This is a genomic window from Actinomycetota bacterium (assembly GCA_014360645.1).
Classification (GTDB): domain Bacteria; phylum Actinomycetota; class Geothermincolia; order Geothermincolales; family RBG-13-55-18; genus Solincola_B.
The window spans coordinates 1-22,434 of record JACIXD010000018.1 but is presented as its reverse complement, the minus strand read 5'-3'; the positions used below and the strand labels follow the sequence as shown (position 1 = coordinate 22,434).

The 22,434-nt window shown below is 64.5% G+C and carries 20 protein-coding genes; 8 read left to right on the top strand and 12 right to left on the bottom strand.

What is annotated here, in order from left to right:
- Positions 1-357: 357 nt before the first annotated feature.
- From H5T74_13710 to H5T74_13695, 4 genes are all read right to left on the bottom strand, one after another.
- Positions 358-1,248, bottom strand: coding sequence for a glutaminyl-peptide cyclotransferase (locus H5T74_13710; protein MBC7231430.1), 891 nt, complete (start codon positions 1,246-1,248; stop codon positions 358-360).
- 193 nt (positions 1,249-1,441) lie between these two features.
- Positions 1,442-1,666, bottom strand: coding sequence for a hypothetical protein (locus H5T74_13705; protein MBC7231429.1), 225 nt, complete (start codon positions 1,664-1,666; stop codon positions 1,442-1,444).
- Between the two features lie 288 nt (positions 1,667-1,954).
- A complete protein-coding gene (locus H5T74_13700; protein MBC7231428.1) occupies positions 1,955-2,881 on the bottom strand; it encodes a dihydrodipicolinate synthase family protein in 927 nt (308 codons plus the stop codon).
- A gap of 62 nt (positions 2,882-2,943) precedes the next feature.
- Positions 2,944-4,101 (bottom strand): CoA transferase, encoded by a 1,158-nt coding sequence (locus H5T74_13695; protein ID MBC7231427.1) that lies wholly within the window; start codon positions 4,099-4,101, stop codon positions 2,944-2,946.
- A 340-nt stretch (positions 4,102-4,441) separates the two neighbouring features.
- On the opposite strand from H5T74_13695, the gene H5T74_13690 reads away from it, so the two are divergent.
- From H5T74_13690 to H5T74_13675, 4 genes are all read left to right on the top strand, one after another.
- Entirely contained in the window at positions 4,442-6,073 is a 1,632-nt protein-coding gene (locus tag H5T74_13690) for a DUF3459 domain-containing protein (GenBank protein ID MBC7231426.1), read from the top strand.
- A 163-nt stretch (positions 6,074-6,236) separates the two neighbouring features.
- Entirely contained in the window at positions 6,237-6,932 is a 696-nt protein-coding gene (locus H5T74_13685; protein ID MBC7231425.1) for a methyltransferase domain-containing protein, read from the top strand.
- A complete protein-coding gene (locus H5T74_13680; GenBank protein MBC7231424.1) occupies positions 6,929-7,822 on the top strand; it encodes a cation transporter in 894 nt (297 codons plus the stop codon). The genes H5T74_13685 and H5T74_13680 overlap by 4 nt, the downstream gene beginning before the upstream one ends.
- A gap of 140 nt (positions 7,823-7,962) precedes the next feature.
- Complete coding sequence (locus H5T74_13675) at positions 7,963-8,412, top strand: hypothetical protein (GenBank protein MBC7231423.1); 450 nt, start codon at positions 7,963-7,965, stop codon at positions 8,410-8,412.
- 180 nt (positions 8,413-8,592) lie between these two features.
- Here the strand turns inward: H5T74_13675 and pncB are convergent, their stop codons facing one another.
- Positions 8,593-9,774: a nicotinate phosphoribosyltransferase gene (gene pncB / locus H5T74_13670; GenBank protein MBC7231422.1), complete on the bottom strand. Its 1,182-nt coding sequence runs from the start codon at positions 9,772-9,774 to the stop codon at positions 8,593-8,595.
- Positions 9,775-10,340: 566 nt separating this feature from the next.
- Between pncB and H5T74_13665 the strand changes: the two genes are divergently transcribed.
- From H5T74_13665 to H5T74_13650, 4 genes are all read left to right on the top strand, one after another.
- Positions 10,341-11,198, top strand: a complete 858-nt coding sequence (locus H5T74_13665; GenBank protein ID MBC7231421.1) for an SDR family oxidoreductase — start codon at positions 10,341-10,343, stop codon at positions 11,196-11,198.
- Between the two features lie 98 nt (positions 11,199-11,296).
- Entirely contained in the window at positions 11,297-12,145 is an 849-nt protein-coding gene (locus tag H5T74_13660) for an alpha/beta hydrolase (GenBank protein ID MBC7231420.1), read from the top strand.
- A gap of 130 nt (positions 12,146-12,275) precedes the next feature.
- Complete coding sequence (locus H5T74_13655; protein ID MBC7231419.1) at positions 12,276-13,019, top strand: 3-oxoacyl-ACP reductase FabG; 744 nt, start codon at positions 12,276-12,278, stop codon at positions 13,017-13,019.
- Between the two features lie 249 nt (positions 13,020-13,268).
- On the top strand, positions 13,269-14,813 hold the full coding sequence (locus tag H5T74_13650; GenBank protein MBC7231418.1) for a glycoside hydrolase family 1 protein: 1,545 nt from the start codon (positions 13,269-13,271) through the stop codon (positions 14,811-14,813).
- A gap of 166 nt (positions 14,814-14,979) precedes the next feature.
- On the opposite strand, the gene H5T74_13645 is transcribed toward H5T74_13650, so the two are convergent.
- From H5T74_13645 to H5T74_13615, 7 genes are all read right to left on the bottom strand, one after another.
- Positions 14,980-15,606, bottom strand: coding sequence for a polysaccharide biosynthesis C-terminal domain-containing protein (locus H5T74_13645; GenBank protein ID MBC7231417.1), 627 nt, complete (start codon positions 15,604-15,606; stop codon positions 14,980-14,982).
- A gap of 286 nt (positions 15,607-15,892) precedes the next feature.
- Positions 15,893-17,185 (bottom strand): glycosyltransferase family 4 protein, encoded by a 1,293-nt coding sequence (locus tag H5T74_13640; protein ID MBC7231416.1) that lies wholly within the window; start codon positions 17,183-17,185, stop codon positions 15,893-15,895.
- Positions 17,186-17,291: 106 nt separating this feature from the next.
- The gene (locus H5T74_13635) at positions 17,292-18,662 is read right to left on the bottom strand and encodes a flippase (GenBank protein MBC7231415.1); all 1,371 of its coding nucleotides are present in this window, start codon (positions 18,660-18,662) and stop codon (positions 17,292-17,294) included.
- Between the two features lie 10 nt (positions 18,663-18,672).
- Positions 18,673-19,722, bottom strand: a complete 1,050-nt coding sequence (locus H5T74_13630; protein MBC7231414.1) for a glycosyltransferase family 4 protein — start codon at positions 19,720-19,722, stop codon at positions 18,673-18,675.
- Between the two features lie 33 nt (positions 19,723-19,755).
- Positions 19,756-20,919: a UDP-N-acetyl glucosamine 2-epimerase gene (locus H5T74_13625; GenBank protein MBC7231413.1), complete on the bottom strand. Its 1,164-nt coding sequence runs from the start codon at positions 20,917-20,919 to the stop codon at positions 19,756-19,758.
- 27 nt (positions 20,920-20,946) lie between these two features.
- A complete protein-coding gene (locus tag H5T74_13620; protein ID MBC7231412.1) occupies positions 20,947-21,894 on the bottom strand; it encodes an NAD-dependent epimerase/dehydratase family protein in 948 nt (315 codons plus the stop codon).
- A gap of 183 nt (positions 21,895-22,077) precedes the next feature.
- Positions 22,078-22,434 (bottom strand): DegT/DnrJ/EryC1/StrS family aminotransferase (locus tag H5T74_13615; GenBank protein ID MBC7231411.1); only part of this gene is annotated, 357 nt, incomplete at its 5' end.

Here is a 22,434-nt window from a genome sequence, read left to right as displayed (position 1 = left end):
GCTCCTTTCTAAGGCCTTCCCCGCGTGACGACACCCTGGCGCGGGGGAGATGCCCCTCAAGCGGGCATCCAGCTTATTGTAAGGGAAAGAAGCGGACAACGCAAAAACCGCCGCGGGCATTATCGACCTCTCACCCTCTTTCCCGTGCCCGCCCGGGGTGAGCAAGATGGCGGATGGGAAGAAGAACCTGGAAAACCCCGGTCTCATGACATCTGTCTCGTTCCGGGATGATGAGGAGGACCCGCGGTCCATGTCGGACTTCAAAGGGCCCACTGAGAGCACCCTACATCGAGCGGGGGTGCCGTCCTTTCCACATCAGGCAATATATGCCAATACTATGTGACGGCGGATGGCGGGTCATCCCCGGCGCAGGGATACGAGGTAGAGGCGCGGCCAGCATTTGCCGGTCACCAGCAGGCCGCCCGACCCTTCGTCGTAGGCGATGCCGTTGAGGACGTAGGGGTAGACGAGCCTCTCCGGTTCCGGGTTCAGGCCCGTGAGGTCGATCCATGCCCTCACCGCCCCGCTCTCGGGAGAGATCACCGCGATGCGGTCGGTCTTCCATATATTGGCATATATCATGCCCGCGGCGTATTCCAGCTCGTTGAGGTCCGCCACCGGACCGCCGGCGTCAGTGACCTCGACGCGGTCCAGCTCCTCCCCGCTGCGCGGGTCCAGGTAATAGAGGGTGGAGCTGCCGTCGCTCATGATCAGCGACTTCCCGTCGTGGGTCAGTCCCCACCCCTCGGTGGGATAGGAGAAGGTGCGCCGGAGCTCCAGGCTCTCGCGGTCGTACACGAAGCACAGGTGAGAGGTGTAGGTGAGCTGGAACACCTCGTCCCCCATGACCGTTACGCCCTCCCCGAAATACTCTGGCGCGAGGGAGACGGAGCCCAGGACTCTTCCCCCCGGGAACTCGCTCCTGGTGAGGCGGGACCTCCCCCACAGCCCGGTGCCCTCGTAGAGCTCGCCGTCCACCAGGCAGAGCCCCTGGGTGAAGTCGCCGGTGTCATGGGGATATTCCGCCTCCACCACGTAGGAATATACGGGCACCTCCGTGGTCTCGGCATCTCTCCGTTCCGGTGACGTGGAGCATCCGCCGGGAACGGCGAGGGAGGCGGCGAGGAGGAGGGCCAGAAAGAGGGGCAGGCGCCGGCCGCGGCGGATGGCGCTGACCTCCCGACCCCGTTTCCCGCGGGAGGGGGATGCGGGGAGCGCGGGGGACGTCTTGCCGCCCTTTCCGGTCATGCCGTCGCCGCCCAAGCCCGTCCTTCCCTTCACGCTCGTTGCCTCCGACGAGAGTCCGAGAGCCCCTGCGGGCGAGCACGCCCGGCTTCGGGGCATGGCCGCTCCGGGGAACCCGGCTCGCCGTGGAGCGGCGCCAGGCGATGTCCCGCTCCGCAGGGCGCGGAGGTGGGCCGGCCATGGGAGTAGGTGCGCCTCAGCGGAAATCACCCAGTTTCTTATGCTTGTCCACCGGGCGTTCAAGCTGCTCCACCGGCTTCGAGGGATCGTGGAAACAACTCCCCGGCTTCTCGCTCTCCTTCACCTTCGGGTAGATGACCTTGCGCAGGAAGAGCAGCGCCGCCTCGCTGTCCCCGTCCAGCACGATGCGCTCCAGCTCCATGCGCTCGTTCTCCCCGAAGGAGAGGCCCCAGGTCTTCACCTGCCATCCTCCTGCCTCATGCCCTCCGGCGTCCGTCCGGAAGGACCTCCATGAGCTCCATGCGCTCGTTCTCCCCGAAGGAGAGGCCCCAGGTCTTCACCTGCCATCCTCCTGCCTCATGCCCTCCGGCGCCCGGCCGGAAGGACCTCCATGAGCTCCATGCGCTCGCTCTCCCCGAAGGAGAGGCCCCAGGTCTTCACCTGCCATCCTCCTGCCTCATGCCCTCCGGCGCCCGGCCGGAAGGACCTCCATGAGCTCCATGCGCTCGCTCTCCCCGAAGGAGAGGCCCTAGGGGTCTCGCCTCGAATGTCCCATGTCCGGGGCTGACCCCATAAGTCCTGCGTTCTCCAGGGTCTCCCGCACCAGCCTGGCCTGATCGGAGGTGAGGCGCGGCAGCGGCCCCTTGACGTGGGGCTTCACGGGATGGCCGAGCAAGCGCAGGGCCTCCTTCTGCATGGCGTGGGGAGTGGGGGTTGACGCCAGCAGGGGAGCCAATGCGTAGACCGCCTTCTGCAGCTCGGCCACCCTGTCGCCGTCCCCGGACCTGCATGCCTCGTAGAGGTCCAGGGTGACGCGGGGGATGAAGTTGGGGAGGGGACAGATGGCTCCGCACGCCCCCACGGCCATGGTCTCGGCCAGGTTGAAGGTCATGCCGGTGAAGACGCAGAAATCATCGTCCGTGGCCTCCACCAGGCGCCTCACCTCGTCCACCTCGAAGACGGTCTCCTTCGCCCCCACCAGGTTGTCGATCAACGCGAGGCGCGCGATGCTCTCGGGGGGAAGGGCGAGGCCGGTGTTGGACGGGAAGTTATAGAAGAGCACCGGCAGGCCTACACTGCCGCATACCTCCTCGTAGAAGGAGAAGACCGCGTCCTCGTCCAGATCGTAGAAGCGGTGCAGGGCCAGCAGGATGCCGTCGGCCCCCGCCTCCTCCGCGTAGGTGGACATGTCCACCGCGGGCTCGGTGCCGCGCTTGTTCACGCCCACGATCACCGGCACGCGCCCCTCGCATGCGTTCACCACCGTGTCGATGGCGTCCTTCTGGTGGTGGTGGGTGAGGTAGGGGTTCTCGCCGTTGCTCCCCAGCACCACCAGGCCGTGCACTCCGGACTCCACCAAGTACTCCGTCATCTCCCGCATCGCCTCGCGGTCTATGTTCCCGTAGTCGTCGTAGGCGGTGAGCATGACCGCGAAGATCCCCTCGAACCTCTTCATCCCTTCCCCCTTCTCTTTCTCCTCCCGGCTAGATCCAGGCTCCCGGGAGTCCCGCACTCGCCTCAGGCCACCGTGCCCTTCTCGCGCAGCTGCCCTATCTCCTCCTCGCCGTATCCCAGCTCCGCCAGGATCTCGTCCGTATGCAGTCCCGGGGGACATCCCAGGAAGCGCACGCGGCCGGGGGTCTCGGAGAGCTTCATGGAGATACCCACCTGGGTGATCTTGCCATATTTCTCATGGTCGAACTCCACGAACATCTCCCTCTCCCGCAGGTGGGGATCCCTCTCCGCCTCCTCCACCTCGTGCACGGGAGCGGCGCAGACGTCCTTGTCCCTGAAGAACGCGAACCACTCGTCTCGCGTCCTGCCCAGGAATATCTCGCGCAGTTCCGCGCGGAGCTCCTCGTGCCTGCCGGGGTCGCGCTGCAGGGGGATGAGGTCCTCCCGCCCCAGGGCGCGGCAGAAGTTCTCCCACAGCCAGGGCTCTACGTTGCCCACGCTGAACCACCTGCCGTCCGCGGTCTCGTACACGCCGTAATAGGGCAGGCCCCGCAGCCCGGTGGTGTGGCGCAGGATGGGCTCCATGTGCATCAGGCTCACCACCCCGTCGGTCATGGCGCAGTCCACGTACTGTCCCACGCCGTGGAGGGAGCGCGCCACCAGGGCGGCGAGGACGCACAGCGCGGCGTGCATGCCGCCCGCGGCCATGTCCGCGAGGAGGTTGGAGGGGAAGACGGGCTTGCCGTGCTCGTCCCTGATCACCCCCAGCGCCCCGGCCATGGCGAGGTAGTTCAGGTCGTGGCCGGGCAGGCCCGCGTAGGGGCCCGTCTGTCCGTAGCCGGTGATGGAGCAGTAGATCACCCCGGGGTTCACCTCCCGCACCGCCGGGTAGTCGATGCCCAGGCGCTTTACCACCCCGGGGCGGAACTCCTCGATGATCACGTCCGCCTCCCGGGCCAGGCGCATGAATACCTCCCTGCCCTCCTCCTTGCGCAGGTCGAGCACGATGCTCCGCTTGTTCCTCCCTTGGGGGTTGAAGGCCCGCAGCATCTCCGCCAGCTCGTCGCTCAGCCCCAGCACCCCCTCGGCGCGCGCCCGCCGGTCCATCGCCTCCACGCGGATGACCTCGGCGCCGAGATCCCCAAGGATCATGCCGCAGTACGGACCGGGCGCAAGCCTGCTCAGGTCGATGACTTTGATGCCTTCCAGCGCCATGGCCATGTGCCTCGCCCTCCCTTGCCGCGTCGAAAGCCGCCTTTCAGCTCAATATAGCAGATGGCGCGGGATGAGGGCGGGACGTGGGGACCGCATCCTCCCGCGCCGCGGCGGCGAAAAGGTGCAGGTGGGGCGGAGGGCTGCCTCCCGCGCGCCCTTTCCCGTCCCGCGGGGCCGGCGCGCGCCGCGCGGCCGGAGGGAACAGCCCCGCGGGGAACGGGGCGAAGCTTTATCGTCTTGCGGGCCAAGAACGGACGCTCCGGTTATGGCGACGGACATCCCCGCGGGGAACGGGGCGACGTGTTATCATCTTGCGGGGACCGGCGCGTGGAGACGGGAGAGCGGCATGCAGGCGGAAGAGCCCTGGTGGAAGAGGGGAGTCATATACCAGATAGCGGTGCGCAGTTTCTCGGACTCCGACGGCGACGGAAACGGCGACCTGCGCGGCATCCTCCGGCGCCTCGATTATCTCAACGACGGCACGCCGCGATCCCTGGGAGTGGATGCCTTGTGGCTCACCCCCGTATTCCCTTCCCCCATGCGGGATTTCGGCTACGATGTGAGCTCGTATAGCGGCATCAACCCCCTCTTCGGCGACATGTCGACCTACGAGGAACTGCTCTCCGAGTGCCATCGCCGCGGCATGCGGGTGATCATGGACATGGTGCTCAACCACACCTCCGACGAGCATCCCTGGTTCCGGGAGTCGCGGTCCTCGCGCGAAAACCCCAGGCGCGACTGGTACATCTGGCGCGACGGCAGGGCCCCCGGAAAGCCCCCCAACCGCTGGAGGGCGGTGGTGGAGGGCAGCGCCTGGGAATGGGACCCGGCCACCCGGCAGTACTATTACCATGCCTTCCTTCCCTTCCAGCCCGACCTCAACTGGCGTAACCCTGAGGTCAAGGAGGAGATGTTCGATATCGTGAAGACCTGGCTGGAGAAGGGCGTGGACGGCTTCCGCCTCGACCTCATTAACTTCCTCTACGAGGACGAGCTGCTGCGCGACAACCCCCGCAGGCTGGGGCTGCGCCCCTATGATTGGCAGAGGCACGTCTACGACCGCTCGCGCCCGGAGAGCCTGGAGACGGTGAGGGAGCTACGCCGCATCCTGGATGCCTACCCGGAACGCATGATGATGGGCGAGGTCTTCACCGACACCCGCGAGGACGCGGTAGCCCTGTTGGGTGGGGGTACCGACGCTCTCCACCTCTCCTTCTACCTGCATTTCGCGCGGCGCAGATGGAGCGCGGAGGCGTTCCGGGAGTCCGTGGGCTGGCTGGAGGCGAACATCCCTTCCGCGGGGTGGCCGTGCTATTATCTCAACAACCACGACCTCCCTCGTTCGTACACCCGTCTGGGAAGGGGTGGAGACGCGGAGGCCAGGGCCAGGATGGCGGCGGCCATGCTGCTCACCCTGCGCGGCACCCCCATCATCTACTATGGCGAGGAGATCGGCATGCCCCAGAGCCGCATCCCGCGGAGCAGCATGGACGACCCCATCGGGAAGAAGTTCTGGCCCCTGCCGGTGGGGCGGGACGGCTGCCGTACTCCCATGCAGTGGTCCGCGGACGAGCACGCCGGGTTCTCGCGGGCGGAGCCGTGGCTGCCGGTGGACACCTCCTACGTGGAGAGAAACGTGGAGCGCCAGGACGCCGACCCCGCCAGTCTGCTCAACTGGTACCGTCGCCTGATCCGGCTACGCGGGGAGAAGCCCTCCTTGCGCGCCGGCGGCTACCGCGCCATCGACGGCGTGCCCCGGGGGGTGTTCGCCTACCTGCGGGAGCTGGAGGAGGAGAAAGTGGCGGTGCTGCTCAACTTCACCCCGCGCGCCCTGCCGCTGTCCGCGGGGCCACGGGAATGGGATGGCAATCATTTCCAGGTTCTTCTCTCCACCCATCGCGAGGAAGGCTCGCAGCTGCGCGCCGGGGCGTGGGAGCTGGCCCCGCACGAGGCTCTGCTGCTGGAGACGCGGCGGTAAGGGCGACGGGGCGACCCCGGACGGCGACATCCGGCTCCATGTGCATCGTCCCGGCCGGTGCCTCATCCCCCCTGCCCCCCCGGGCTTTGACGGGGCCCTTTGTCGCCCTCTTCTCAATACCCAATAATGATGGAATGGGAAAGAGATGGAAAGGGGATGCGTGATGACGGCGGAAAACGGCGCGGAACGGGCGGAGAGCCGGACGCGTTCGTGCTTCCGGGAGGACACCCGCCGCCGCTACGACCGCCTCAGCCGTATCTACGACCTGCTCTCATCGGGTGGGGAGTGGAGCTGCGTGAGTGCCGCCGTCGAGCGCCACCTCCAGCCGCGCCGGGGAGAGCGCATCCTGGAGGTAGGCTTCGGCACGGGGCGTGCGCTGGCGGCGATATCCGGGATGGTGGGAGAGGAAGGCGTGGTCTGCGGGATAGATCTCTCCGGCGGCATGGTGGAGGCGGCGAGGAAACGCCTCCGGCGCGAGGGCCTTACCGGAAGGACGGAGCTGATCCGAGGCGACGCCGCGGCCATGCCCTTCGGGAGCGCCTGCTTCGACGCCGTTTTCATGAGTTTCACCCTGGAGCTCTTCGACCCGCCCGAGATCCCGCAGGTCCTGGCCGAGTGCCTGAGGGTCCTAATGCCGGGAGGGCGCCTCTGCGTGGCCTGCATGTCCACCCAGGGGCGGCAGGGCATGATGGCGCGGCTCTACCTCCGTGCGCACCGCAGGTTTCCCCGGCTCGTGGACTGCCGTCCCGTCTTCGCGCGCCGCCTTGTCGAGGAGGCGGGATTCCGCATCGAGGAGCACGAGACCGTATCCATGTGGCGGCTGCCGGTCGAGATAGTGCTGGGAAGGAAGGCGCCATGACCGGGGAAAGAGGTCCCGCCTTCGATCCGTCACGGCGCCTGGCCGCGGCGCTGGCCGCCAACACCGCCTTTCTCTTCTTCGAGGTGGTCTTCGGGATCCTGGCGGGCAGCATGGCGCTGCTGGGGGACGCGGGCCACAACTTCTCCGACTCCTTCGCCCTCGTCCTCTCCCTCATCGCCGTGCGCACCATGGCCAGGCCCGCCACGGAGCGGAAGACCTTCGGCTTCCACCGCATGGGCATCGTGGTGGCCTTCGTCAACTCCCTGCTCATCACGGGGATATGCTTCATGCTGGCTTACGGGGCCATACGCAGGTTCATCCACCCGGTGGAGGTAAAAGGGGGCATGGTCGTCGCCGTGGCGGGGGCGGGCTTCCTGGTCAACGGCGGCGTGGCCCTGCTGCTGCGGCGGGGCAGGGGGGACCTGAACCTGCGCAGCGCCTTCCTCCACCTCCTCACCGACGCCCTGGTCTCCCTGGGGGTGGTGGTGTCGGGGGTGGTGGTGGTGCTGACCGGCTGGACCTTCGTGGACCCCGCCCTCACCCTGGGGATCGCCATGCTCATCCTGGTGAGCGCCTTTCAGATCCTGCGCGAATCGACGCATATCCTCATGGAATCCGTCCCTTCGGGCGTGGACTACCGGCACATACTCTCCGACCTCTCCGCGGCGCCGGGCGTGAGAGGGGTCCACGACCTCCATATATGGGAGATCGGGTCCCGGCTCTATTCCCTGAGCGCCCATGTCGTGGTGGAGGATATGTCCGTGAGCGAGCTCCAGGAGACCATAAGGGGGCTCAAGGAGATGCTGCGCCACGACCACAACGTGGTGCACGTCACCCTGGAGCCGGAGATCGAGGCATGCCCTCCCGGCGAGGAGTGCCATTTCCGGTGAGGGTTTCCCAGCCCCGGCCGGCAACCCGTGTCCGGATGGAAGAGCCGGAGGGGCACGGGCGCGGGGCAAAGACGTCGAAAAGGGGGTCCGGAACGAGGGGCGGGGCGGCGGGGCGGCGATAAGACGTGGAGGTGAACGCAATGGGTCTACGCAAAGGCATCATCAGGGGGTTAGGCCTCCTCTACCGCATGCTCTACCGCCTGCCGGTCGTCGGGGACGGGGCGGTTAGGGGCATGGGGCGGCTCATCGCCTTCGCCGGGCATCATTCCCCCTACGGGATGAAAGACGGAGGCTCCGTCGCTGCCCTGCGCAGGGACCTGGAAAAGGCGCTGGTGGCGATGGACATCGATTTTCTGGAGTTGAAAGAGGGCGGAGAAAGGCTGGATTTGGTGCTGGCCAGATGTCCCTACGGCTTCCACCGACCCGAGCACGTCGGGGTCTGCGACGCGGCCATGGAGCAGGACCGGGCCATGCTCGCGTACGTGGGCGCCCGTCTGGTCATCGAGGAGAGCATCCCCGCCGGCTCCCCCGCCTGCAGGGTATGCATCTATCCCGGCGGATCCCCGGGCCGGGGCCCGGATCGGCGGTGAGCGCCGCGCGGCCGGCTCTCGCTTTCTCCGGGCGGGAGATCCGGGAGCGCAGGGCTACCGGCACTGTCGGTAAAGATCACCCGCTCCGGGCCGCGGCGCCGTCGCGCGGGCGGGGTGCCGCGGAGATGCGAGGGCAGCATATCGCCGTATGCCGGCTCGCCGTGCCGTGCCGAGGCCGCGTCACTCCTCCAGGAAAAGGGTCCTGCGGGCCAGCTCTATGACCTCCCTGGCGCCGGTGTACTTGCCCTCGTCGTCTGAGATCTTGATGGCGTCCACCCAGCGCTCGGAGCCGTAGAAGGGCTGGCAGGCCACCATCTTGATCACCATGTTCAGGGGCTTGACCCCCACGTCGTTGGTGAGGAAGGTTCCGATGCCGTAGAGGTCCCTGACCCGCCCCGCGCAGGCTTCGTGCAGGGCGCGGGAGAGCTCCAGGTTGAGGGAGTCGGAGAACACCACCGTCTTGGTCGCGGGATCTATGCCCAGCCTGCGGTAGTGCGCGATGGCACATTCCAGGAAATGGAAAGGGTCTCCGGAGTCCTGCCGCACCCCGTCGAAGATGCGCGAGAAATATCCGTCGAAGGCGTGGAAGAAGTTCTCGGTCCCGAAGGTGTCGGTGAGGGCGATGCCCAGGTCGCCCTTGTACACGTCTATCCAGCGCTGCAAGGCCATCTGGTTGGCCATGCGGAAACCGTACTTGGCGGAGTGGAACTGGAACCATTCGTGGGCCTGGGTGCCCACGGGCGTGAGGTCATAGAGGTGGGCGAGGTGCACGTTGCTGGTGCCCAGGAGGAACTCCCCCGCCTCCATGAGGTCGGGGATGAGCCGGCGGTGGTTCTCGTAGGAGAAGCGCCTGCGGGTGCCGAAGTCCACGAAACGGATGCCGTGTTCCCGGAAGAAGCGCGCCTTCTCCCGGTTGAGGGCGCGGATCCTCTCCTCCGGGTATGCCCGCTCCTTCTCGCCCGTCATCTCGAAATAGAGCTCGCTGATGAGGGCCATGAGGGGCACCTCCCAGAGGATGGTGGTGTACCAGTAGCCCTCGATGGTGATGGAGAGCTCCCCGCCCTCCTGGCGGATGTCCACCTCGGAGGGGTCGAAGCGGTATCCCTCCAGGAAATCGAGGTAGACGGGGCTGAAGTACCTGCACTTCCCCGCCAGCCACGACTTCTCCTCCGCGCTCAGGCGCAGGGCGCTCATCTCCTCCACGCGGGCGGCCAGCTCCGCGCCGAAACCCGGCGGGAAGGGGGTCCCGCCGCGGTTGATGAACCGGTAACGCGCTTTGAACCAAGGGTAGAGCTTGCACACCGCCTGCTGCATGGTGAGCTTGTAGAGGTCCGTGTCCAGGATGCTCCGAGGGCCGATCATCTTTCCCCCCTTTCGCCATCACCACCGCCGGCCCTTCGCCGGCCCCGTTGAACGCGATGGCTGCTCTTTCGGGCGAGAACGGCGGGTAAACGCTTCCCGCCGAGGCGATTTCGCCACGGGATAGCCTGGCGTGCCGGTCATTTCTAATAATGATAGCACCCCGATGCTGATATGCCCCGACGACAAGGCTTTCCGGGACAAAGCGCCCATACTCCCGGCATACGGCGATGTCCCGGGACCCGTCCCCGGACCCTCTCCGCGCCGCGGTCGCCTTTTTCGCCGACAAACGAAACATGCCGTTGACGCCTCGACGATCGCCGGTGGAGACGCCCCCGAAGGAGAAGGCCACGTACCTCAGGCGGCCGCCCGCTCGGGCGCCGACCTTTTCCCGCGGCGGTTTGTCAGGGAGGAACGAGCGTTATATCCTTTGCTTGTCTCATGTGCCGGGCGCGCCCGGGACGCGCCCGCGCGCGGGTCGGCGGAAGCCGTCCCCCGGCGGGGAAGGGGGCGGCGCGCGGCGGTAGCGGACGCGGCCTGCACGGGGGTGACCTCCGGAGGTGAGGGGGATGAAGAGATCCGATCTCAGGGGAAAGAACGTCTATATCACGGGAGGCTCCAGCGGCATCGGGCTCGCGACGGCGGAGCTCCTCGCGGAGCACGGCTGCAACGTCATCATCTTCGCCCGGGGCCGGGAGCGCCTCGAGGAGGCGGTGAAGAGGGCGTCCGCACGGGCGGCGGGCGGGGAGCAGCGCTTTGCCTGCAGGCAGCTGGACATCACCGACCCGGAGGCGGTGGAACGGGTCATGGGCGCGGCGGTGGAGGAGTTCGGTCCCCCCGACATCCTCATCAACTGCGCGGGCAGGGCGCTCCCCGACTACTTCGAAAACATCTCCTACCGCCAGCTTGACGAGACCATGAAGCTGCACCTCTACGGGAACTGGTGCACCATCAAGGCCCTGCTCCCCTACCTCAAGCAACGCCGGGGGCATATCGTCAACGTCTCCAGCGTGCTGGGCTTCATGGGGGTCTTCGGATACGCGGACTACGCCGCCTCCAAGTTCGCCCTCTTCGGTCTTTCGGAGGTGCTGAAGAGCGAGCTGAAGCCCCACGGGGTACGAGTCTCCGTCCTCTGCCCCCCGGACACCGACACCCCCGGCTTCGAGGTGGAGAACCGCAACAAGCCGCCGGAGACGGTGGCGGTGAGCGAGGGCGGCGGCCTCATGCAGCCGGAGGAGGTGGCGCGGGCGTTGGTGGAGGGCATGGAGAAGGGGAGGTTCTTCATCGGCCCCGGTTCCGCCCGCATGCTCTACATCATGAAGCGTTACCTGCCCGGGGTGGTGGAGCTGGCCATGGACCGCGCCATCAGAAAGGCGCGCAGGCAAGGGGCTCCGGGGTCTCCGGGACCGTCGCGGACGCGGCAATGAGGCGGGCGGCGGGAGACCGGGGAGAGGGGGACGAGAGCATGCCCAGCCTGCGCTTTCGCCTCGCGGAGCTTCTGGTGAGGTTGAGCCGCGTGGTCCAGATGGAATCATTTTCCACAGTAGCCCACCAGCGCTGGTGGTTCGACGGGGTGGTGCCCCGCCTCGCCACGCCCGTAAAGGGGGTGAGATACCGCGCGGAGGACGTGCGGGGTCTGCGGGCGGAGTGGGCGGTCCCGGAGGGGGCGGGAGAGGGGCCCGTCATCCTCTACCTGCACGGGGGAGCTTACGTGGTGGGCTCCGCCGGAAGCCACCGCCCCCTGGTATCCCGGCTGGCGAGGGAAGCGGGCTGCCACGCCCTCAGCCTGGAGTACCGCCTGGCGCCCGAGAACCCGTTCCCCGCCGCGGTCGAGGACGCGGCGAGGGCGTACGAATGGCTCCTGGACGCCGGCTGCGGGGCGGAGCGCACCGCCCTGGCGGGGGATTCCGCGGGCGGAGGCCTGGCGGTGGCGGCCATGGTCTATCTGCGCGACAGGGGGTTTCCCCTGCCCGCGGCGGCATGCCTCTTTTCTCCGTGGACGGACCTGGAGGTCAGGGGGAGGAGCGTGGAAACGGTGGGGAGAAAAGACCCCATGCTCTCCGCCCGCGCGCTCAGGCGTGAGGCCGCCATGTACCTGGCGGGGGAGGACCCCAGGAACCCCCTGGCCTCCCCCATCCACGCGGATCTTGCGGGCCTTCCGCCCCTGCTCATCCAGGTAGGCACCCGCGAGATCCTCCTCGATGACGCCAGGAGGCTGGCGGAGAGGGCGGGAGAGGCGGGGGTGGAGGTGGAGCTGGATGTCGGAGAGGGCATGTTCCATGTCTGGCAGTTCTTCACGCCCCTGGTGCCGGAGAGCAACGCGGCACTCGAGAAGGCGGGCCGCTTCCTCCGCGAGAGGTTGGCGAGGGAATGAAGAACACGGTCCGCCGGCCCTGCGGGCGGGAGGGTCACGGCCCCAGGCCCGACCTCGCCGGCGCCGGTCCTCCGGCCGGGGGAGAAGGGGCGCGCAGACAGAGGGACGGGGTTGGAAAAAGGAGGTAAGGGTGATCGAGGGAAGCAACGCCATCGTGACCGGTTCCTCGCGGGGGATAGGGAAATCCATAGCCCTGGAGCTGGCCGCGCGCGGGGCCAACGTGGTGGTCTGTTGCCAGAGCCGGCTGGACGCGGCGCGCGAGGTGCGGGAGATCATCGAGGAACGGGGGGGCCGGGCGGTGATCGCCCAGGCGGACCTGGCCACCGAGGGGGGCGCCGCCGCGGTGGTGGGCCGGTGCGTTGAGGAGTTCGGCGGGGTGGACATCCTGGTGAACAACGCCGGCATGGGGCAGCTCTCGCCCATCCAGGACCTCGAGGACTCCGACCTGGAACGCACCTTGCGCGTCAACCTCTTCTCCTACTTCTACATGGCCAAGCACGCCGTGGGGGACATGATCAGGCGGGGCAGCGGGGGCTGCGTGGTGAACATCTCCTCCATCCTGGGGATGATCGGGGGGCCGGGGCAGACCGCCTACGCCGCCTCTAAGGGCGGCATCACCGCCTTCACCGTCTGCCTGGCCAGGGAGGTCGCCAGGCACGGCATCCGGGTGAACGCCATCGCCCCCGGGTACATCGAGACCGAGCTCATATCCTGGATGCCCGAGGACTACCGGGCCAAGATCGTTCCGCGCATCCCCATGCGGAGGTTCGGGACGGGCGAGGAAGTGGCCAGGGCGGCGGCCTTTCTCATCGAGGACGCCACCTACATGACCGGCCAGACCCTTATCATCGACGGCGGCATCATGATCGATTGAGAGATAAGGCCGTATGCCACGCCGCCGTATTGACCCCGTACTTATCATCGACGGCGGCATCATGATCGATTGAGAGGCAGCCGCCTCGCCCTTCCCGGCCGTCGTGAGACATGAAATGGGGCCGCGGGGCGGAGCGCGTCTATTTACATAATGGCTCCGGGAGAGGGGCGCGGCGGTCGGGGCCGCAGCCGCGCCGGGGTTGGCACAGGAGAGACGTCGCCGTTCTTTCTCCGTTGACAAGGAGGGGTTATGGAAAGAGAGAAAGGGCAGGGGAGCGGGGCGGGTTTCCGCTTGCCGGAGGGATTCCTCTTCGGGGTGAGCAACGCCGCCTTCCAGGTGGAGGGAGGATACAACCGCCCGGGAGGCCCTCACAACAACTGGGCGGAGTGGGAACGCGGGGGCAAGGTGGAAAAAGCGGGAGAGGCCTGCCGCTTCTGGGACCGCTACGCGGAGCACGTCGAGCTGGCGTCGTCCCTTGGGCTCAATGCCTTCCGCATGAGCCTGGAGTGGGCACGGCTTCAGCCGGCCGCCTCGTCGGGAAAGGCTTCCCCGCCTCCCTGGGACGAGGCCGCCCTGGACCGCTATGCGCAGATCATCGGGACGGTGGTGGAGGCGGACATGGAGCCCGTGGTCACCCTGCACCACTTCACCCACCCCGCCTGGTGCGGCACGGACTTCTGGCTGGAGGAGAGCGCCCCAGAACTGTTTGCCGCCTACGCCTCGAGGGCGGCGCGGGAAGTGAACATCCGCCTGTCAGAAGATGGTAAGAGGCCCGTGCGCTTTTGGGTGACCATAAACGAGCCCAACCTCCTGGGCCTCCTGACCTACGTCACCGGCGAACACCCCCACGGCAGGAAAGGCGTGGCCGTCGCCAGACGCGCCGGCGAGAACCTCTCCCTCGCCCACCTCCAGGCCTACGACGCTCTGCACGCCCTGTACGAGGAGATGGGCTGGGAGTACCCCCGCGTGGGCTTCAACAACTACTGCATGTGTTTCTATGCCCTGGACAGGGCGGGGTTCGACCTGCTCCTGGCGCCCTCCAGGGGGATCTCCAGGCGGGAGCTCAGGGATTATATCCATGACCGCAGGGAGGCATGGGAGCGCAGGTTCTCGCGCCTGGCGGAGGAACGGTGGGGACGCGGTTCCCTCCAGTACGCCTACTACCGCTTTATAGACCGGCTTTACGACCGGCTCGCGGCTCCCCTGGACCGGGAACGCGCCATCGAAGCGGCGTACTCCCTACCGCGTGAGCGGGCGGTAGATTATCTCGGGTTGGACATCTACGATCCCTTCGCCGCCGCCGGCGCGCCCAAGTTCCCCACCCCCCGCCGCCTGCGCGAAAAGGAGCCCCTCCTGCACACCCCGCTCTGGGAGAACCGTTACCACCCCCGTGAGTTCGGAGAGGTGATCCGTGGTCACGCGGAGGGCGCGGACGATATGCCCATACTGGTGCTGGAGAACGGCATGTGCCACCGACAGGCGAGGGGCGCTGCCGCCGTGCCGCGCCGCGACGGGCTCACCCGCGACGTCTTCCTCAAGGGTATGCTGGCGGAGATCGCGGCCTGCCTCGGGGAGGGGATCGAGGTGGGCGCGTACTCTTACTGGTCCCTCACCGACAACTACGAATGGGGGAGTTACGAGCCCCGCTTCGGCCTCTACGAATACGACTTCGACCGCGGGGAGATTGGGGACCACGACGGCCTGGGGGTGCCGGCGGGGAAGGTCTACGGCGAGATCGTCGCGGCCATGCGCGAAGGAGGCCTGGGACGGCCGGAATCCGTCCTCAAGGATTGAGCGGGGGCGCGGAAAGAGGGAAAGAGCGACGGCCTGGGGGTGCCGGCGGGGAGGGGTATATATTCTCCGTTGGTACGATTTATTAGTACGATTTATTATATAATTGGGAAATAATAACTTACAATGAGAACTCGCCTAACCATGATGCAACAATAACCTCGGTGTATTACTTTTTCTTGCTAAACATTCGACGACCAATCTTTAACTCTGCCTTCCAGTATAGTGAGAAATCTCCTGTTTGAGGTAGCACGACTTTTATCCACCTATTACCAGATACGCGACAATAGAAAAATAGAGCCAGGAGGAAAGTGACCAAATACGATGCAGTTGATGCCCATGCAGCTCCGACAATTCCGTAGCGAGGAATCCAGATGCTGTTCAAGGCCACATTCGTAACCACAGCCGCCAAGCCTGTATAGATGTTTAACCGCGGAAAACCGCGGCCGGCAAGGTCGTTGGCCAGAACCCGACCGGCACTAAGCGCTATTACCCCGATGATCAAAGCTCGTAGCGCTCCGACGGCAGGCAAGAACGCTTCTGAAAAGAGAAAAAGTATTATCCAGCGGCTAAGGAGCGCCAATACCAAGGCTCCGATTGCGGTTGTCCATAACACGGTGCGGGCCACAAGAGGCGTAAAGTCCTTCTGTCTCTCCTCTTCTCTTTCCGCCGCTATTCGTGGAAAAAGAACTGTACTGGCTGAATAAGAAACCAGCCATATCTTCTCGATTAGCCCAACCGCAACGGCATATAATCCAACCGCTGCAGGATCAAGAAATATATTTACCATGAACATATCGATCCGATAGTTCAGGAAGCCAAGAATGTTAGCCAGGTGTGCTTGTGCTCCGTATGCTGCAGCCTTTTTAAATTAGGACATATGTCCTAATTTCGATCTTCGATGCGGGTTTATTTACGGGGGTCCAGAGGCGAAGGTGGGGCGAAAGGGGGCTTCCCTGCCCGCTCGCACAGGCATAAGTTACCGGGATCGATGATCGAAGATGTGACCCCGTCGGGTGTGCTCCTTCTTTGCGGCAATGCTCGTTCCGCGGGTTGTTGGGGACCACGGCCAACGGCATCGTTCAATCTTGCGCGCGCGACCTTCCATGGCTCAGCTCATCCATCAATGCGGCGAAGCGCCGGGCCATCTCTTTATGGCTGTACCTGGCGATCTTCTCCTCTATGCCCGTAAAAGGAACGTATCCCAAGGCTCTATACTGATTGTAAAGGTCTTCCAGCACCCCTTTGAGCTGCTCATATCCTGGCGGATAGATCCCAGCGCCGGTCTCCCGCAGCAGCTCGTCTACGACACCTCCAGGTTTACCTATCGCGAGGATCGGCCTCCGCGCGGCGAGGTACTCGAAGAGCTTTCCGGTGTAAACGCCGACTTCGCCCGGATGATCCCAGTTCAGGAGCAACAGCACTTGCGATTCGCGCTGTCTGTCCAGGGCAACCGCTCGTGGGACCTGGGGATACAGGGCCACCACGTCATCGAGACCCAATCTCTCTATCTCCCTTTCAAGCCAGTATTCAATCGTGCCGTAAAAACGGATGCTTATCGATTGCCTGTCAAGCTTTCTCTCTGCCACCAGCTCGCTCACGGCGCGGAGGAGAGGGGACGGGTCCCGCTTGCCTAAATAGGTAAGCCCGGTGTAGGTAATGGTGAATTTCTCGGTCAAGGGCGCCGGGACGACTTCATCGGGGTCAAAGCCGTTCGGTATACTGACGACTTTCTTCCCGCGATGAAGCGAACGGAGCTCTTCCGCCAGCGGTTCGGACACCGTCACCAAGGCGTCCGCATTCTCCAAGGTCTTTATCTCCAGGCGCCTCTCCATGGTGCGTATCGCCCTCACCCGAGTCACGTAAGGGAAAAAATGATCTTGGGTCCAGAGGTCGCGAAAATCGGCGATCCAGGGAACGTCATGCCGTTCCTTCAGTGCCTTTGCTATACGGTGGCATGTGGGCGGCCTGTGGCTGCTGATGATCGCGTCGAAGCGGTTTTCGGCCAGCAACCGCATCCCTGCCTGCGTCGCGGGGCGAAGCCATCCTCTTTGTTCGTCGGGAAAGGCTATCACCGCCCTCAGCAGGTTGATCGCCTTTAACACCGGCGAGTATTTGCTTTCGGATATGGCTCTTGGGATCCCCACCTGGTCCTGCAACCTCTTATCCGTCCCCAACCCAAATCTCTTTTTCCAGACATCGGTCGCCTCTCCAGGATAATCCGTCTGCACGACGTCATATCGAGGTTCCGGCATGTCCGGCAGCTCCGGGGTGAGAACGACCACATCCCACCCGAACTCGGGCAGGTATTTCGCGAGGCCTCGTAGCCTCAGCGAAGCTATGCCCGGGCGCGGCGGAAAGTAGTAGGTTATCAACAGCGCTCTTTTTGCCATGTCCTAACCGCTATTTGCTTCCTCGTACCGGGAAACGGCAGCCTCGCATGATCACGCATCATGCCGAAAGGCGGTCTTCTTATGATTTTCACCCTACTTTACCCCGCATGCCAAGCTTTTTTCCTTTTCCTCCAAGAACGGCGCGGACCAGGCCGAACAGGCTTTTCAGCGCGCGAAGATAGACGGCCATATCGCCCCTTTGGGGCAACACGAGCTTATACCACTTGTTCCCGGAAAGTCGGCAGTAAAACACCATCGCTCCCAGGAAGGACACGGAATAGGATACGGTGGAGGCCCAGGCAGCGCCGGAGATGCCGAATCGGGGAATCCATATCCAGTTGAGAACGACGTTGGAGGCCACGGCGGCAAGGCCGATGTAGATGTTCAAGCCGGGCCGCCCTCGGCCGGAGATGTCGTTGCTCAACACCCGCCCGGCGCTCAAGGTCACCGTTCCGATCAGCAAGGCCCGCAAGGCGCCCACGGCGGGAAGGTACATGTCCGAATAGAGCGCCTGGATGATGATCCGGCCAAGGAAGACCAGCGCGATGGTCCCGAGCGCCGTGGCCCATAGAACCGTGCGGGCGACCAATGGCGTGAATGCGTTCCTCTCCTCCTCGTCTCTCTCCGCCGAGACGCGCGGGAATAGGACCGTGCTCGCGGCATAGGACACAAGCCAGATCTTCTCGACCAAGCCGACCCCCACGGCGTAGAGCCCCACCGCGGAGGGACCCAGGAAGGCGCTGATAAACAACATGTCGATGCGGTAGTTAAGGAAGCCGAGGATGTTCGCCAGGTGAACCTGCAATCCGTACTTCACGGCTCTCCGCATGTATGTTCTGTTGAAAGCGAATTCGACTCCTCCCGCAGCCGACCTCGACCACACGAAGGCCACGGCACCCGTCGTCGCCAGGGCGAGCGCCAGGCAGGCGAGCGCTCCGCCTACGCCCGCGCCGAAGGCGAGCAGCGCGAGGGATATGAGGGCCAGGAACAGCACGCCCTGGATGATCTCGACATAGTTGTATCTCCTGATCGACTGCGTGCCCAAAAGGACGTATTTCGAGTAGAGCATGAAAAGCTCCACGGGTATGAGCGCGAGGACAAGAACGAGGTAGCCGGGGGCGACTCCCGGGAAGAGACGGCTTCGGAAGAGGGCGATGACCACCACCCCGGCCGCGATGCCCAAGGCGCCGAAGATGAGCGAGAGGAGGACATTGTTGCCTAGTATCTCCTGGCGGCGAAAGTCCTCTCGGGCCACGTAGAAAGCGGTGGCCGGGCCGATGCCGAAGTTACCGAAGGTCACCATGAGGGTCGGCAGCAGCGTCGCCAGCGCGTATACGCCCCTGCCCTCGGGGCCAAGCACCCTCGCGAGTATTATGGAGGTGCCCAACCCCACCACGAGGCTTATGACGCCGCTGGCCAGGGTAAAAGCCGTTCCACGGAAGAATTTTCCTTCGCTCACAGGCCTCCGCTCAACCGATTAAGCTCAAGCCGCCTTTGTCGCGCAAGGCTTCGGCGTAAATATCCACGAGCTTCTTCCCCACCGCCCCCGTGTCGTGATAATCCTCAACGAAGGCCCTTCCCCGCCTTCCCAGCTCATCCAGTCTCTCCGTATGCTCCAGCAGGTCGCGCAATACGTCCACTATATTATCAGGGTTGGCGTTTACGATAGGGGGCGGGATCGGGTACTGCTCCAGGATGTCCTGGCGCAGGTAACAGATGACCGGTTTTCCCAGGGCCATGGCCTCCGTCGCGACGACTCCGTACGCCCCGAGAAGCAGTTGGTCTATGACGATATCGGCCTGCGCGATGATCTCCCTTACCTCCCGGTTGCTCTTTCCCTCACACAGCATGAACTCGAATCGCCGCTTGTCCTTCAGGGATGACACCGCCTCCAGGATATAGCGCGTCCCCTTGATGTCCCTGTTGCTGGGGCAGTGCACCACGAGCGGCCGTCCCTCGCGGGGATTGGGGTAAACGGGCTCGAGTTCCCGACATGGCACGCAGTTGGGAAGCACATGGGTTTTTTTAAAATATCCTGCGACATAGCCGTACAGCTCGTGGTCGGGCACCATCGCCACGCCGATATGCCTTGCGATTTTCCTCATCTTCATGATAGTCAGGGCATCGTTTCTCTCATAGCCCCGTATGAGGTGGAAATAGGGGTTGCGGCGCGCGGCCTCCCCACCCAGCCTTACGTCGCTTCCCCAGAAACTCATGACCATGGGCTTGCGGAGGGCCCGCAGGATCCCGAGATCTATGTACTTGGGGAGCAGGGTGAGCGCGAAGTGAAAGTGTACCAGGTCATAGCCCCTTACGACCTCGAGGAAAAGCCGGAGTCTCTTCAGCTCCCGCGCCAGCCTTGAGGGCTCCGCGCTTAGGTGCAGGCAACGGTCGTCCTTAAAGCCGAAGGGGTGGCGCTCGTAGGTCACCACGTCGGCGGCGATCCCGTATCCTTCCGCGGCCCTGGCGTAGGCCCAGGCCTGCCCTGCGATGTTCTCCGGGCAGTGTATGACGCGCATAAGAGGGCGCCTCCCCTTCATCGTTCTCCCATGTCAGCACAAAGCTTCCAGGAAAGCCAGCAGGCGCTCCGCCGCGTGCCCGTCGCCATAGGCCAGGGGCTCTTCCGGCGAAGGGTCGTGCTTGCCGCTGTAGTCCCGGTAAAGGACGTTCCAGCCGGAATCCAAGGTCTCCACCCATTCCGTCCTCTCCCTCAAGGTCACGCAGGGCACGCGCAGCCAGTAGGCCTCCTTCTGCAAACCTCCGGAATCGGTGAAGAGGGTCTTGGCGTTCTTGACCAGGGAGATCATGTCGAGATGCCCGGCGGCGGGCATGAGCATGACGTGGTCACCGAAGCGCCGGCTTGCCTCCGCGCAGGCTTTCTTCATGCGTGGATGCATGGGGAAGACGACCCTCTCCCCGGCGGAGGCCTCGTTTACGAAGTCTATGATGCCTTCAAGCCTTTCCCTGTCCGTGGCCGTGTCCTCCCGGTGTATGGTGAGCACGGAGTATTCCTGGGGCTCAAGCCCCAAACGGCCCAGCCTTTTCCCCTCATCCTTCAGGAGCTCGAGGGCGTGGAGGAGGCAATCGTACATGATGTCCCCTATGTTCACGGTGAGGGGCTCGTCCGCAAGCGCTCGCGGGGCCAGGTCTTTCAACTCGCCGCGCAAATCTTCCAGGGGCGCCAGCTTTCCGCCTGAGAAGACACGGGACATCCCTTCGCGCGCCAGGTTCCTCACCGCATGCTCACAGGGAGCGAAGAGAAGGTCGGAGAGGTGGTCGGCCACCACGCGGTTCTGCTCCTCGGGCATCCCGCGGTCACCGCTGCGAAGGCCCGCCTCCACGTGCGCCACGGGTATCTTGTTGCGCGCGGCCGCGAGCGCTCCCGCCAGGGTGGTGTTGGTGTCCCCGTAGATCACCACGGCGTCCGGCTTATCCTGGAGCAGGTAGCTCTCAAGCCCCTGGAGAAGCTTTCCGATCTGCGCGCCATGGGTATCCGAGCCCACGCCCAAGTGGCAGTCGGGCTCCTGGATGCCCAGCTCCTCGAAGAATATCCTGGACATCTCGTAGTCGTAATGCTGTTCGGTGTGCACGAGGACGTGCCGGTGTTGCGTGGGGCTCCCCTTCGCGTTACTGCCTCTTTCCCTCAGCATCCTGGAGACGGCGGAGAACTTGATGAACTGCGGGCGCGCGCCGACGATATGTGCTATTTTGACCATGGAAGAATACCCCATTTCTTTTCTTGACTAGCTTGATCCCTCTGGGTAGGTGTTCCTGTGCCAGTCCAGCGTCTTCCGCAGGCCCATCTCCAGGGTATAGGAAGGGAAGAACTTCAGGTGTTGCCGTATCTTCTCCACGTTGAGCACGCGCCTTCGGATGTTGTCTATATCCCGGCGGTCAATATGGACCACCTCGTTGGCCGCACCAACGAGGGAAAGGATGGCGTGCGCGAGCCTGTTGACGGAGGTCTCCACGCCGGTCCCGACATTGTAAACCTCGCCCGGAGACTTAGGGCTCAAGGCGGCGAGCACGGTCGCCCTGCAGGCGTCCTCCACGAAGGTGAAGTCCCTCGTCTGCTCGCCGTCGCCGTGCACGGGCAGGGGTTCTCCTCGTAGCGCCTTGTCCATGAATCTGCCCACCACTCCGCAGTAGGGGTTCTCGGGGCTCTGGTTGTAGCCGTAAACATTGGAGTAGCGCACGATCGCCACGGGGAAGTCATATACTTCGTAGAAAGTCCGGCAGTAACATTCGCCCGCATACTTGCTAACGGAGTAGAAGTTAAGGAAACTGGGGGGCTCGTCCTCGGATATGGGCAGGTGCCTGGGGTTCCCGTAGACGGAGCAGGTGGAGGCGTAGACCACTTTTTTCACTTTATTCCTGAGCGCTGCCTCCAGGACGTTGAAGGTTCCCCCTATGTTCACCTCCATATCCTCGCGCGGCCTCTCGATAGAGACGATGATGTTGCGGGCCGCAAGGTGAAAGACGGTGTCCATGCCAGACATGCATCCATTGAGCAGGTCGGCGTCCAATACGGAGCCTCCGACGAACTCGTGCTCTATCCCTTCCAAAAGCTCTTTTCGACCAGTGAAAAGGTCGTCGAGCACCGTTACCTCGCACCCGTATTCCACCGCCAGCATACGCACCAGGTTGGAGCCTACGAACCCCGCTCCCCCTGTGACCAGCACCTTCTTCATCTCTCAGCTCCTGTTCCAAGTCTTTCAGGTTCGCGCTATGGGCAATACCCGTTCAAACCCCTAAGCATATGGTTAAGCGGCCGCTCCATGATGGAGGGTCGTAACGCTTTCGTGTCGCGTTTTTCGCGCCGAGGCACCTCACCCCTTTGCCTTATATAAGAATACAACAGACACACGAGGAGTTTACGGTTCCATCGACCTCCGCACCGCCTCCATGATCACCTCCTGTTCTGCTCCTCCCAGCAGCGGGTCCACGGGCAGGCTCAGCACCTGGGCACAGGCCCTCTCGCTGTGCTCCAGGCCGCCGTGTTCCTTTGCGCGCCCCCGGAAGGCCTCCATGCGGTGCAGGGGCACGGGGTAATAGACCGCCGTGGCTATGCCCCTTTCCCGCAGGTGTTCCGCGAGCTCGTCCCTCCTTCCCTCCCCCACCAGGACGGTGTACTGGTTGTAGGTGGGAAGGGCGCCTTGGGGGTGGGTGAGCACGGTTATTCCCTCGATGTCCCGGAGCGCCCGGTCGTAGAGGGCGGCGATCCTTCTCCT